The 11,952-nt window shown below is 67.8% G+C and carries 14 protein-coding genes; 5 read left to right on the top strand and 9 right to left on the bottom strand.

The window, feature by feature from the left end; all coding sequences use genetic code 11:
• Window positions 1-42: 42 nt before the first annotated feature.
• Window positions 43-204: a DUF5670 family protein gene (locus VNF92_00515; GenBank protein ID HVA56350.1), complete on the bottom strand. Its 162-nt coding sequence runs from the start codon at window positions 202-204 to the stop codon at window positions 43-45.
• 317 nt (window positions 205-521) lie between these two features.
• On the opposite strand from VNF92_00515, the gene VNF92_00510 reads away from it, so the two are divergent.
• From VNF92_00510 to VNF92_00495, 4 genes are read left to right on the top strand one after another with little or no spacing between them, the layout of a single operon-like run.
• The gene (locus VNF92_00510) at window positions 522-935 is read left to right on the top strand and encodes a 6-carboxytetrahydropterin synthase (protein ID HVA56349.1); all 414 of its coding nucleotides are present in this window, start codon (window positions 522-524) and stop codon (window positions 933-935) included.
• On the top strand, window positions 913-1,584 hold the full coding sequence (gene folE / locus VNF92_00505; GenBank protein HVA56348.1) for a GTP cyclohydrolase I FolE: 672 nt from the start codon (window positions 913-915) through the stop codon (window positions 1,582-1,584). Before VNF92_00510 ends, folE begins: the two co-directional genes overlap by 23 nt.
• Window positions 1,585-1,587: 3 nt before the next feature.
• Entirely contained in the window at window positions 1,588-2,310 is a 723-nt protein-coding gene (locus VNF92_00500; protein ID HVA56347.1) for an SDR family oxidoreductase, read from the top strand.
• Window positions 2,310-2,957 (top strand): hypothetical protein, encoded by a 648-nt coding sequence (locus VNF92_00495; protein HVA56346.1) that lies wholly within the window; start codon window positions 2,310-2,312, stop codon window positions 2,955-2,957. Before VNF92_00500 ends, VNF92_00495 begins: the two co-directional genes overlap by 1 nt.
• 3 nt (window positions 2,958-2,960) lie before the next feature.
• Here the strand turns inward: VNF92_00495 and VNF92_00490 are convergent, their stop codons facing one another.
• The 4 genes from VNF92_00490 to VNF92_00475 form a co-directional block, all read right to left on the bottom strand.
• Complete coding sequence (locus VNF92_00490; protein HVA56345.1) at window positions 2,961-4,805, bottom strand: long-chain fatty acid--CoA ligase; 1,845 nt, start codon at window positions 4,803-4,805, stop codon at window positions 2,961-2,963.
• Window positions 4,806-4,909: 104 nt separating this feature from the next.
• On the bottom strand, window positions 4,910-5,713 hold the full coding sequence (locus tag VNF92_00485; protein HVA56344.1) for a hypothetical protein: 804 nt from the start codon (window positions 5,711-5,713) through the stop codon (window positions 4,910-4,912).
• Complete coding sequence (locus tag VNF92_00480; GenBank protein HVA56343.1) at window positions 5,710-6,480, bottom strand: ParA family protein; 771 nt, start codon at window positions 6,478-6,480, stop codon at window positions 5,710-5,712. Before VNF92_00480 ends, VNF92_00485 begins: the two co-directional genes overlap by 4 nt.
• Window positions 6,481-6,942 carry a tetratricopeptide repeat protein gene (locus tag VNF92_00475; protein ID HVA56342.1) on the bottom strand — a complete coding sequence of 154 codons (462 nt, stop codon included), beginning with the start codon at window positions 6,940-6,942 and terminating at the stop codon, window positions 6,481-6,483.
• Between the two features lie 185 nt (window positions 6,943-7,127).
• Here VNF92_00475 and VNF92_00470 point away from each other — a divergent pair, with 185 nt between their 5' ends.
• Complete coding sequence (locus tag VNF92_00470; protein ID HVA56341.1) at window positions 7,128-7,661, top strand: phosphoribosyltransferase family protein; 534 nt, start codon at window positions 7,128-7,130, stop codon at window positions 7,659-7,661.
• Here the strand turns inward: VNF92_00470 and VNF92_00465 are convergent.
• From VNF92_00465 to VNF92_00450, 4 genes are read right to left on the bottom strand one after another with little or no spacing between them, the layout of a single operon-like run.
• Window positions 7,658-8,218 carry a 4-vinyl reductase gene (locus tag VNF92_00465; protein HVA56340.1) on the bottom strand — a complete coding sequence of 187 codons (561 nt, stop codon included), beginning with the start codon at window positions 8,216-8,218 and terminating at the stop codon, window positions 7,658-7,660. The two genes, VNF92_00470 and VNF92_00465, sit on opposite strands and share 4 nt — an antisense overlap.
• Before the next feature lie 13 nt (window positions 8,219-8,231).
• Window positions 8,232-10,280 carry an NAD-dependent DNA ligase LigA gene (gene ligA / locus VNF92_00460; protein ID HVA56339.1) on the bottom strand — a complete coding sequence of 683 codons (2,049 nt, stop codon included), beginning with the start codon at window positions 10,278-10,280 and terminating at the stop codon, window positions 8,232-8,234.
• On the bottom strand, window positions 10,277-11,095 hold the full coding sequence (locus tag VNF92_00455) for a GAF domain-containing protein (protein ID HVA56338.1): 819 nt from the start codon (window positions 11,093-11,095) through the stop codon (window positions 10,277-10,279). Before VNF92_00455 ends, ligA begins: the two co-directional genes overlap by 4 nt.
• 15 nt (window positions 11,096-11,110) lie before the next feature.
• Window positions 11,111-11,881, bottom strand: a complete 771-nt coding sequence (locus VNF92_00450; protein ID HVA56337.1) for a hypothetical protein — start codon at window positions 11,879-11,881, stop codon at window positions 11,111-11,113.
• Between the last annotated feature and the right edge of the window lie 71 nt (window positions 11,882-11,952).

Raw genomic sequence — 11,952 nt, 5'->3', positions numbered from 1 at the left:
GCCGCGAACCTGGTCACGTCGCCGCCCGTCTACCGATCGCGGTCAGCTGTTGGCGGCCGGTCGCCTCTTGTTCGCCACCCGCCAGATGAACAACGCCACGCCGACGGTCAGGAGCAGGTGGATCCACCCCGGTCCGTTGAACCCGAGTGCGACGACCGCCCAGATCGCGATGAGCACCACGGCGAGCAGAATCCCGAAATCCATGAATTGCTCCTTCGAATGCCGACGGATAGATTGTACCGCGGAAAACCCGACGGGCGAAGAGTTCCGTTTTTGAGCCAACAAGTCCACCGAGTGGGTTCGATAATCTATATCGACGTCACGCCCCCAGTGCGGGGGAAGGCGGAAGGTGTGGTGAGGACCTCAAAACTTCGACTGGGCTTCACAAAACCCTCTTCGTTCCGTTTTCTTCGAACCCCGCGGGCAACCGCGGGGTTCGTCGTCTCGATTCCCCGGGGAGCGCGGCGCCAATCGGGAACGCCCCGCGGGGCCGCGGTGTTGATGCACCAGGTGAGGGCCAGATGCCACAATTAACCGTTACCCGGCGGCTGCATTTCAATGCCGCCCACCGGGTTCACAACCCGGCGCTGTCCGATCAGGAGAACCAGACCCTGTTCGGCAAGTGCAACAATCCCAACTGGCATGGGCACAACTATGTGCTCGACGTGTCGGTCACCGGCGACATCTCGGCACGCACCGGATACGTGATGGACCTGGCGGTCCTCAAACGCATCGTCGAGGAAAGCGTGATCGCGCGCGTCGATCACAAGAACTTCAACCTCGACGTGGACTTCATGCAGGGCACGATTCCGACGAGCGAGAACATCGTGGTCGCATTCTGGCGGCGCATCGCGCCGCTGGTGGCACCCGCGACCCTCGCCCGTCTCGTGCTCTGGGAGACACCCAATAACTATGTCGAATACGACGGGCGGTGAACGGGCGCCAGGGGCCAAGGTGTTGTCCATGCTGGAGGCATCGGCGCGGGCGCCGCGCCAAGTGTCGCACGACACGGCCGATCCCGAATTCGCGGGCCTCGTGCGCCGGCAACTCGCGCTGCTCGGGGAGGACCCGAACCGCGAGGGCCTGGCGCGCACGCCCGAGCGGGTGGCCAAGTCCCTGGCCTGGTTGACCCGGGGATATGACCAGCGGGTGGAAGACGTGGTCGGCGACGCCCTGTTCGCCGCGGAGGGGCACCGGAACATGGTGATGGTGCGGGACATCGAGCTGTACTCGCTGTGCGAGCACCACATGCTCCCATTCTTCGGCAAGGCACACATCGCGTACATCCCGGACGAGAAGATCGTCGGCTTGTCCAAGCTCCCGCGGGTGGTGGAGGTGTTCTCCCGGCGGTTGCAGGTGCAGGAGCGGCTGACCGAAGAGATCGCGCTGGCGGTGGAGCGTATCCTGGAACCGTTGGGAGTGGGGGTCGTGATCGAAGCGTATCATCTATGCATGATGATGCGCGGTGTGGAGAAGCAGAATTCCAAGACGATCACCAGCGCGCTGCGCGGCACCTTCCGCGACTGCGCGATGACCCGCGACGAATTCCTGCGGCTCGCCTACTCGCCCGCCGGCTCGACCTGAGCCATGGCTGGCCCGCTCCACGGACGAACCGCCGTCGTCACCGGCGCGTCGCGCGGCATCGGCCTGGCCTGTGCGGCGACCCTCGCGCGCGCCGGCGCGCGCGTGGCGCTCGTGGCCCGTTCGTCCGCCGAGTTAGCCAGGCACGCAGCCGAGCTGGGCGGCGGCGCGCTCGCCATCACGTGTGACGTGGGGGACGCCGCGGCAGTGGACACGGCGCTCCGGGCACTGCACGACCGGCTGGGCGCCGACGCGCCCGATATCCTTGTCAACAATGCCGGCTACTTCGCCGTCGAGTCGCTGGAACAGACATCGCCCGAATCGTTCGCTCGCACGCTCGGCGTGAACCTCGCGGCACCGTTCCTGTTCGCGCGCGCCCTCGTGCCGGGCATGAAGACAAGGCGGAACGGGCACCTGGTGACCATCGGTTCGATTGCCGATCACGTGCCGTTTCCCGGCAACAGTGCCTACGCTGCCAGCAAGTACGGCGTCCGCGGACTCCACGAAGTGCTGCGCACCGAACTCCGCGGCACCGGCGTGCGGGCCACGCTGATCTCGCCGGGCCCCGTGGACACCGCCCTCTGGTCGCCCGCCAACCGTGCGGCTCGCCGGGACACCCCGGCGCCCGAGCGGATGCTCGACGTACAGGCGGTTGCGGAGGCGGTCCTGTACGCCGTGTCGCAACCTCCCACCGTCAACGTCGACGAACTGCGGCTCTCCCGGAGCTGATGTTCATCGAGCTGGTTGACGCGCTGCGCTGCCCGGCCATGCATGAAGAGTCGTGGCTCGTGCTCGGCGCCACCCGCATGGAAGGGCGTGACGTGGTGCAGGGCATACTCGGCTGCCCGGTGTGCGACGCGCGGTATCCGATCGACGGTGGCATCGCCGATCTGCGCGCGGATTCTGGTGCCGCCGTCGCCCCCGTCCCCGCGCCCTCCTTCGCGGAGCCCGAGGCCGAGCAGGCCATGCGGCTTGCGGCGTTTCTCGGCATCAGCGATTCCCGCGGCTTCGCGGTGCTCGTGGGTGAGTGGACGGCCCATGCCGCCGGGGTGTACGCGCTCGCCGAAACGCACCTCCTGCTGGTGAATCCGGTGGCGGGCGCGCCGATCGGCGCGGGAACGTCGGGCATCATCACGGACAACCGTCTTCCGATCGCCGCGGCGAGCGCACGGGCTCTCGCGGTTGATCGCACGGCGGACGCGGCGTTTCTCGCGCGCGCGCTGGCCGGTGTTCAGGCGGGGGGGCGCGTCGTCGCGCCAGCCGATATCCCGGTTCCCCGTGGGGTCACCGAACTGGCGCGCGACGCCGCGCTGTGGGTGGGGGAGCGCGATGCCCCGCCGAGCGGGTTGGTGTCGCTGGCCCGCGGCGCGCGCTGACGCTCAGGGCGCCTCGGCCAGCACCGGGTCGTCTTCGCGATACAACTCGTCGATCACGGCCTTGTACGCGCGGTCGACCACGCGCCGCTTGACCTTGAGCGTGGGGGTCAACTCGCCGCGCTCCAACGTGAACTCGTGTTCGAGCAACCCCACCTTCTTGGGCTGCTCATAGCGCGCGAGATGGCTGGTCCGCGAGGCGACCTCCTTCTCCATCTTCGCCTGCACGGCGGGCATCGTGACCAGCTGGGCACGGTCGGTCCAGATCAGATTCTTGTATTTTGCCCACTTCTCGAGCTGTTCCCAGTTGGGCACGATGAGGACGATCGGGAACTTCCGCTTGTCGCCGATCATCACCACCTGTGACACGTACTTGTTCGTCTTGATCTCATTCTCGATCGGCTGCGGCGCGATGTTCTTGCCGCCCGCGGTGACGATGATGTCCTTCTTCCGATCGGTGATGCGGAGGTAGTCGTCCTCGAGCGTCCCGATGTCGCCGGTGAAGAACCAGCCGTTCTTGTCCATCACCTCGGCGGTCGCCCCGGGATTCCCGTAGTAGCCCCTCATCACGTGCGGGCCCCGGGTGAGAATCTCCCCATCCGCCGCGATCTGCACTTCCACGCCGGGAATTGGCCTGCCCACCGAGCCGATGCGGAAGTGTTCGGGCGAATTCACGCAGATCACCGGTGACGTTTCGGTGAGCCCGTATCCCTCGAGGATCACGAGGCCCGCCGCATAGAAGAACTTGTTGATCTCCGGCGCCAATGGCGCCCCGCCCGACACGAAGTAGCGCATCCGGCCGCCCGTGCGAGCCTGCAGCTTGGAGAACACGAGACGCTGCGCGATCGCGTACCGCAGCGCCAGCGCGCCGCCGGGTTTGCGACCGGCCAGCTTCTCGTCGGCCCAGCGATCCGCCACGCGGCGGGCCCAGAAGAAGATCTGCTTCTTGGCCCCGCCTGCGGCCAAGGCGTTCTCCAGCACCCGGGCATACATTTTTTCATATAGGCGGGGCACCGACAGCACGAGCGTCGGGCAGACCTCGGTCAGATTGGTCGGCACCGTGTCGATCGACTCCGCGTACGCGATCGAGGTGCCCGTGGCCATCATCAGGTAATGGCCGGCCATCCGCTCGAATACGTGCGACAGGGGCAGGAAGCTGAGGCAGGTGTCGTGGCCGGTGAACGGAATCACTTCCCTGGCGGCCATCACGTTGGAGTAGAGGTTGTCGTGCGACAGCATCACGCCCTTGGGCTTTCCGGTCGTTCCCGACGTATAGATGATCGTCGCCAGATGGTCCGGCTCCACCGCCATCGCGTCGCGCGCGAACGCCTCCTCCCGCGCCGGCGTCAGCACCGCCGCACCCTTGGCTTCCAACTCGAACAGCGTGTGATCGACACCCGGCCCCCGTACGTCGCTGAACCCGATCACGTGCTTGAGGGTCGGACATTCCTTGCGGACGGCCGCGATCTTCGCGGCCTGCTCGGCCGTGGACACGAATGCCGCCACGGCCCCCGAATCCTGGATGATGTACGCGGCCGCTTCGGGCGTCTCGTTGGGATAGATCGGCACGTCGGTGACGCCGCTCGCCAGGCAGGCGTAGTCCGCGATCGCCCACTCCGGCCGGTTCTCCGACAGCAGCACGACCCGGTCGCCGTGGCGAACGCCCAGCTCCGCGAGCCCGATGGCCGCGTGGCGCACGCGTCCGAACAGCGTGACGTGGGAAATCGGCTCGTACCGGCCGTTCACCTTCACTTGCAGCGCGTCGGGCTTGTCGTACTGCTTGACAGCGTCGAAAAACAGGTGATTCAGCGTGCCCGGCTGCGAATTCCGCGGGCCTCCCGTTGCGATCATCGGCACCTCCCGGAAAACGGCTGAACACGCAACACATCCACCGCCCGCTCCAAGTTACGCCCCATTCGCGCGCCGATGGAAGGGAGACGCTGTGCGGGATTCCCTCAGTGCCGGCGCGAGCCCGATATCTGCGGGCCCTGGATGGGTACGACGAACAGAACCGGACTGCCGCGGAGAAGCACACCGCGGTACTGCGCCGTGACCTTCACCACGACACTGTCGGCGACCGTCGGCGCCTGCGGCCGCACACGAATGCGCCGCGAGACCTGGCCGTTCACGTCAGTCGTATCCACCGTGCTCGGGTTTCCCAGGGGATCCACGAGCACCGCGCTCGCCGCACCCGGCACCGATGCCGCCGGTTGGTAGACGATGGCATAGTGCACGACCACGGATTGGACCGCGGCTGGCGGCACGCTGTCCATGGAAACGACGTTGGCCGCCAGCGCCGTCGAGTAGTTGGCCGTGGCCGTCGAGTCCAATGGGTTGAAAGCCACCGTCGCGATCGCCGCGGTGAGAGCGGAGCCGATGGAGTCGGGACGCGGCGTTACACTGACGGTCGCCGCCGAGGTCTGGAGCATCCCAACCGAGCCCACGACGCGGACCGACGCCCGTATGCTGTCCCCGACCAGATACCCGTTGCCGGTCAGGTGGGCCCCGGAGTCGAGCAGCACGAACTGCCCGACCGCGTCGTGGAGCGTATCCGCCTGTCCCCCCACGCCGAACGCGTACACGCGTAGCGGGGCGACTTGGCCGGTGCTGTCGCGCAGCGTGTCGCCCACCACGACGCCCGGTGACGGGAGTTGGACCTCGGACACCGACAACACACCGTTGGCCGGCGCGGGAATCGCCCGGCACGCCGCCGCCGCGGCCGAAAGGGCGACGACGAATGTGGCGAGGCGGCGCGTCATGGAACCAGCCGCGCGCGCAGTACGTCGGCGAGCGCTCCGTACGCCACCGACGCCGGATCGTCCGGCGTGCGGACCACCACGGGCTGGCCAGCGGCGAACGCTTCCACCGTGGCTGCAGTACGTGGGATGATCACGTCGAACACCAGGTCGGCGGGCAGCTGGCGGCGTACATATTCCGCAATACGCTGGGAGAGCGCGTTCTGTTCCTCGAACATGGTGAGCACGATGCCTTCGAGCTTGAGGTTGGCGTGCTCACCCACCGCCGTACGAATCCCCTTGAGCATCTGCGACGTGGTCTGCAGCGCCAGCGGCTCGCACTGGAGCGGCACCAACACCCGGTCGGCCACGCCGAGCACCCGTTGCACCACGGGCCCCAGGCCTGGCGGCGTATCCACGACCACCAGATACCCGCGGTCGCGCACCCGGCCCAATAGTTCACCGAGCCGCGTGGAGTCGGAAACCAACGCCTGATATGCCACGTGATCGCCGCTGTCGGCTACCGAGCCGGCGAGCAGCACCCGCAGGAACGGCAGGGCGGTGCCGCGCACGATGTCAGCGAGCCCCTTGGTACCGGTGAGATAGTCCGCGATGCCGGGCCCCGCGTACGGCCCTTGCAGCCCCACGCCGAACCGCACCGACCCTTGGGGATCCATGTCCACCAAGAGGGTCTTCACCCCTCGGCGGGCCAGCGCCGCCGCCACGTTGATGGCGGTCGTCGTCTTGCCCACGCCACCCTTCTGACTGACCACGGCCAGAATGTGCTTCACCTAGGGCCCGTCTTCTGGTGTGGAGGGAGAAGCCTCCGGTCTCGATCGTAGTTCGGTCAGTGCCTGGCGGGCGTGCTCGATCCAACGATCGGTGTCGTCACTCGGCGGCGCCTTGGTCAGGAAGGCATCGAGGTGCTCGATCGCGCCGGCCCGGTCGTCCCGCTTGAGCAGCAGGAATGCCAGCCCGTAATGGGCACCGGCCAGATTGGGCGCCAGCTCCAGCGCCCGGCGATAGCAGCGAATGGCGTCCTCGAGCCGCGAGGTGCGCGAGTACGCGATCGCCATGTTTTGGAGAATCTTCGGGTCGTTCGGATGATCGCGCAACGCGAGCCGGTACGACGTCAATGCGGCGTCGTAGTCCCCCTGACGCTCCAGCGCCAGCGCTTCATTCAAATAATCGAGGCGCTGCGGTTTCAGGTCGGATTTCGACTCGCCGCCGAGTAGGCGGCTCCACCAGGACATTCGGCGATCGGGAGGTCGATGAGGGATGGACGGTGGACGCACGCCGATGTGCGCCGTCTGAGGGCTAACCTACCGACTTGAGCCACTCGGAGCAACGGCGGTTTCGGCCGCCGAACGCTTCCAGCGTCGCGCCGATACAAGTAACTTCCCAATCCGCCGTCCGCTCACCGACCAGGAGGCCCCCCATGACACCGCGCCGTACGACGGTCGAACCCAGCCAGGGCGTCTTCAACGTCGAATGGCCGCTGTTCGGGGAACTGTCCCGCAGCCTGGCCCTCAAGGTCGCCCGGGGTTACCACCCCGACGTCGTCGTTGGCATCGCCACGGCCGGCGTTGTGCCGGGCGCCGTGATCGCCGCCATCCTGGACGTGGAGTTCCACTCCATCCTGGTCAGCCGCCGCTACCGCGCCGAGCACGTGCGCCAGACCCCGACCGTATTCGGCCAGGCTCCCCACGAGGTCCGCGGCCGCCGCGTGCTTCTGGTGGACGAGACCTGCGATTCCGGGGAGACCATGCGATTGGCCGTCTCGGCGGTGGTCAATGCGGGCGCCGCGGAGGTCCGGACCGCCGTGGCCTTCAAGACCGGCGAGTATGCGCCGGATTACCACGCCATCGCCACCCAGAGCACGGTCATCCTCCCGTGGGACCGGGAGGTGCTGGTGCATGACGAACTGGTACCGAATCCGCGTTATGCCGAGGCGCTCGAAGAGCTGCCCTAGGCCACCGCCGCCACTGCGTCATCGTACGCGACGCCGCGGTTCATCTCTTCGTACACCTGGTGCAACGCCTCGGCGTTGCCGAGCAGGAACCGGCAGCGGGGCGCCCCCATCGAGCGGCACTCCACCTCCATCACGGCCATCGGCGTGCCGGCCAGCCGGCCGAAAAAATCGGCGAACATGCCCGTCGTCAGGTGGCAGCCCGGGAACTCCATCGCCGAATTCGGGTCGGCCTCGCCCCAGTCTCGGGAGTCGAGTGTGGCGACGGCGCCGTGCAGCGTGCTGAGCCCGATCGAGCCCCATCCCAGGTCGCCGAAGAACTCGGTCGCGTAGCGTTGGAAATCGTCGGCCGCGATGTCTTCCGGCGCCCCATACCCGCGCCGCTCGGCCCAGGCGCCGAACGCGGTGAACAGGGCGCCGCCTCCGGCGTACCCCGCTTCCTGCAGGTAGCCCGCCGCATTCTCGCCCAGGTCGCGGAACAGCGCAGCGCGCAGTGCGCACAGCGCATCACGCGTGAGCGCGATCATGCCGCTGTCGGCCAGCTCGATCGATTCGGTCATCGGTGGTCTCCCGTTACGGTCCGACGCGTCGCAACAGCTCCGCTTCGTCGATGATGTTCACACCCAGGGCACGCGCCTTCTCGAGCTTACCCCCGGCTTCCTCACCGGCCACGAGGGCCGTCGTCTTTTTCGATACACTGTCGGTGACCCGGCCCCCGCTGGCCTCGATCAGTGCCGTCGCCTGGTTGCGTGAGAGCGTGGGAAGGGTGCCTGTGATGACGAACGTCTGCCCCGCCAGGGCACTTCCCGTCGGCCCCACCATGGGTTCGGCTTCGTTCACACCCGCCGCGCGCAGTTTGTCGAGTAGCGCCACGGCCGCCGGATCCTTGAAGTACGCCGCCACCGCGTCGGCGATCGTGCGACCGATCCCGCGCACCGCCACAACCTCCTCGGGCCCATCGGGGCGCAAGGCCGCCCGGCGCAACGCGTCGAGCGACCCGAAGTGGCGGGCGAGCAACTCGGCTGCGCCGGCGCCCACGTGCCGGATGCCCAGCGCGAACAGCAGCCGCGACAACGGCTGGGCCCGCGATGCCGCGATGGCCGCCACCAGCCCTTCGGCGCTCTTCTCCGCGAACCGCTCCAGCCCCTGCAGTTGGTCGGCGGTCACCGTGTAGAGATCGGCCGCGTCGCGGATCAGCCCGGCACCCACCATCTGCTCCAGCCGCGCGTACGACAGCCCGCGAATGTCCATCGCGGACCGCGACGCGAAGTGCACCAACCCTTCGAGCCGGCGCCCCGCACACCCCACGTTGGGGCAGTAGATCGCCACCTCCTCCTCGTCTCGCTCCACGGCGGTACCGCATGCCGGGCAGCGCGTGGGCGGCGCGTACGGCACCGGCGGGTGGTCGGCGTCGCGCCGTTCTGGAATCGGCCCGATCACCTGCGGAATCACGTCGCCCGCCCGCTTCACCTGCACCACGTCGCCCACGCGGAGATCCTTCTCGCGGATGAGATCGAAGTTGTGCAGCGTGGCCATGCGCACCGTGGTGCCTCCGATTTCCACCGCCTCGAGCTCGGCGTAGGGATTGAGCGAGCCGGTTCGTCCGACGTTCACGCCGATGCGCAGCAGCCGCGTCTCCGCGATGTCGGGGGCGAACTTGCGCGCGATCGCCCACCGCGGCTCTCGGCCGCCGATCACGCCCAGCTCTTGCTGGAGGGCCAAGGAATCGACCTTCACCACCCCCCCGTCGATGGCGAAGTCGAGTTCGGCGCGCACCTGGTGCTCCACGTGGCGGGCCCAGGTGTGCACGTCGTCGATCGTGGCGCACCGCTGCCGCCGCGGCGCCACCGGGAACCCCCATGCCTCCAGCAGGTTGAGCAGGTCCCACTGTGCGGCCACCGGGGGCACCGCGCCGTCGGGGAGCGCCGCCGAGTAGCCGAAGAAACGCAGGGGGCGCCGGGCCGTGACCGACGGGTCGAGCTGCCGCAGCGCCCCGGCCGCCGAATTCCGCGGGTTGGCGAACACCGGCTCGCCGGCCCGGACGCGCTCCTCGTTCATCCGCTCGAACCCGCTGAAGGGCATGTATACCTCGCCACGCACTTCGACCAATGGTGGATGGTCCTGGCCGCGCAGGCGCAGCGGGATATCGTGCACCGTGCGGAGGTTGGCCGTCACGTCCTCGCCCACCGTCCCGTTGCCACGCGTGGCGCCGGTCTCGAGGACGCCGTCGCGGTAGGTGAGCGACACCGCCGCGCCGTCGATCTTGAGTTCACAGGCGAAGCCGACGCGGCGCGCGTCGCCGGCCACCAGGCGCACCAGCCGCTCCTCCCACGCCGCGAGTTCGCCTTCCGTGAACGCGTTGCCCAGCGAGATCATGGGGACGAGATGCGTGTGCTTGCGGAACAGGGTCTGCGGCTCGGCCCCCACGCGCTGCGTGGGGGAGTCGGACGTACGCAGCTCCGGGAACTCACCTTCGAGCGCCTGCAACTCGCGAAACCGCTGGTCGTATTCACGATCACTGATCGTGGGCCGATCCAGCACGTGGTACTCGTAGTTGGCACGCTCGAGTTGCTCGCGGAGGGCCGCAGCGCGGGCTGCGGCACCCGCCGGGGGGGGACTCACCCCTTTGCTTCCTCGTCCAGCACCTGCATCGCCACCGACACCAGGCGGTCCAGTTCCTCGTCCGTGGCCCGCGACATGCCGACATCGGCGAAGCCCGCGGCTTCCGCGGTGGAGTGCCGGTCGAGCAGCCGGCGGAGGAACGTGAGCAGCGCCACCCGTCGCACCTCGGCGGCCCGGTGCGAATGCGACGTGTCCTGCTGCGCGCGCAGGGCCGCCTCGAACCGGTGCGCGTTGCGCAGGGCCTTGGCGGTGAGCGACGCCACCACCTGGCAGAAATGCACGTCGGCGTCGCTGAACGGTTGCGCGTCGCGCTCGGTGCGCAGAAAAATCGCCCCGATCACCGAGCCCTGCCACTGGATGGGCACGACGATGATCGATCGCACGTTGCGCGTGTCGAGCGTCGGCTTGATGGCGCGCAGCATCGGGTCCGTGCTGGCGTCCGGAATGAATACCGTCTCCCCCGATTCGAAGGCCCGCTGCAGCTCCGGATAGCGCCGGAGGTCCACCACCAGATTGCGGATCGTGGGATCCTCGTAGCTCGCCACGAGGCGCACTTCGTCCTTGTTCCCCGACAGGAAGATCGCGCAGCGGTCCAGCCCGAACGCCTCGCCGAGTTTGCGCGCGATGGTCTGCAGGATGTCCACGAAGTTGAGCGACGAGGAGATCTCCTGCAGAATGTCCACCACCGCCACGAGATGGTCGCGTTCGCGCTGCAGGTCGGCGATGCGGCTTCGGAGCCGCTCGACCTCCGGTCCTGTGTTCTCTTCCGCTGAGGCCGGCTCGGCGCCGGCCAGGCCTTCGTAATTGGCGTTCATGGGGCTCCGTTCTTTCTATTGTAACTTGGCCAGCTCCTGTTCGGCCTGGCGCTTGTAGTACTTGTCGTTGTATTCCGTGGCCGGCAGCTTGAGCACGAGTTCGAACTGCTCGCGCGCCTTGGCCTTGTCGCCGACGTCGGCGTAAACCTGGCCCAGGTCCAGGTGGTGTACAATGCGTGTGGGTTGCAGTGCCACGGCGTGTTCCAGATCACGTTGCGCGCTGGCCCAGTTCGCCTCGCCCAGTACCTGGCCCCCCAGCAGCGTCTTGGCGAAGAAGCGCATGAAGCCATTCAACCGCATGATCTCGGCGTTCCACTCGCCCATCACGTGCCAGGCACCGTCGTCCAACGAGTCCAGCTTGAGCGCCGCCAGGGCCTCCTGCCGCACTCGCTTCGCGTACTTCACGCGGTCACGTCCGCCCACCGCCAGTGCCGCGCGTCCGAGCGCCTTGGCCAGCGTGAAGTGCGTGACGGCCACATTGGGATTCGCCTGAACCGCGCGCGTGGCGTATTGTTCTGCGATCTTGTACAGACTATCGCGCGCGTGATCCTGATTCTCGAACCCTGCGGCTTCCCCCAGATCCACGGCTTCGCGCGCCGCCTTCCAGAGGGCTTCCGCATTCGTCGAATCGAGCTTGATCGCCGCCTGGTAATCGGCCAGTGCGCTCGTCGCGTTCAATGCGGCGGTGGCGCTGTCGCCGCGCGCGATCGCGTCTGCCGCCGACTGTGCGCTCGCCGCGCGTCCGAGGCAGAGCAAGGCGGCCGCGGCCGCGATATGGAGCTTCATGCTGATCACTCCTGAGGGGGATCGTGGTATGAAGCGCAGCTACCCGTCCTGTAGCGTTGGGCGGCGTCTGT

It is taken from the genome of Gemmatimonadaceae bacterium, from assembly GCA_035533015.1.
Taxonomy (GTDB): domain Bacteria; phylum Gemmatimonadota; class Gemmatimonadetes; order Gemmatimonadales; family Gemmatimonadaceae; genus JAGWRI01.
This window is presented reverse-complemented; position numbering and strand designations above follow the sequence as displayed.

Excerpts from the sequence above, each read along its gene's own strand:
- VNF92_00515 (HVA56350.1), bottom strand. The coding sequence starts at position 204 with ATGGATTTCGGGATTCTGCTCGCCGTGGTGCTCATCGCGATCTGGGCG.
- VNF92_00510 (HVA56349.1), top strand. The coding sequence starts at position 522 with ATGCCACAATTAACCGTTACCCGGCGGCTGCATTTCAATGCCGCCCAC.
- folE (HVA56348.1), top strand. The coding sequence starts at position 913 with ATGTCGAATACGACGGGCGGTGAACGGGCGCCAGGGGCCAAGGTGTTG.
- VNF92_00500 (HVA56347.1), top strand. The coding sequence starts at position 1,588 with ATGGCTGGCCCGCTCCACGGACGAACCGCCGTCGTCACCGGCGCGTCG.
- VNF92_00495 (HVA56346.1), top strand. The coding sequence starts at position 2,310 with ATGTTCATCGAGCTGGTTGACGCGCTGCGCTGCCCGGCCATGCATGAA.
- VNF92_00490 (HVA56345.1), bottom strand. The coding sequence starts at position 4,805 with ATGATCGCAACGGGAGGCCCGCGGAATTCGCAGCCGGGCACGCTGAAT.
- VNF92_00485 (HVA56344.1), bottom strand. The coding sequence starts at position 5,713 with ATGACGCGCCGCCTCGCCACATTCGTCGTCGCCCTTTCGGCCGCGGCG.
- VNF92_00475 (HVA56342.1), bottom strand. The coding sequence starts at position 6,942 with ATGTCCTGGTGGAGCCGCCTACTCGGCGGCGAGTCGAAATCCGACCTG.
- VNF92_00470 (HVA56341.1), top strand. The coding sequence starts at position 7,128 with ATGACACCGCGCCGTACGACGGTCGAACCCAGCCAGGGCGTCTTCAAC.
- VNF92_00465 (HVA56340.1), bottom strand. The coding sequence starts at position 8,218 with ATGACCGAATCGATCGAGCTGGCCGACAGCGGCATGATCGCGCTCACG.
- VNF92_00455 (HVA56338.1), bottom strand. The coding sequence starts at position 11,095 with ATGAACGCCAATTACGAAGGCCTGGCCGGCGCCGAGCCGGCCTCAGCG.
- VNF92_00450 (HVA56337.1), bottom strand. The coding sequence starts at position 11,881 with ATGAAGCTCCATATCGCGGCCGCGGCCGCCTTGCTCTGCCTCGGACGC.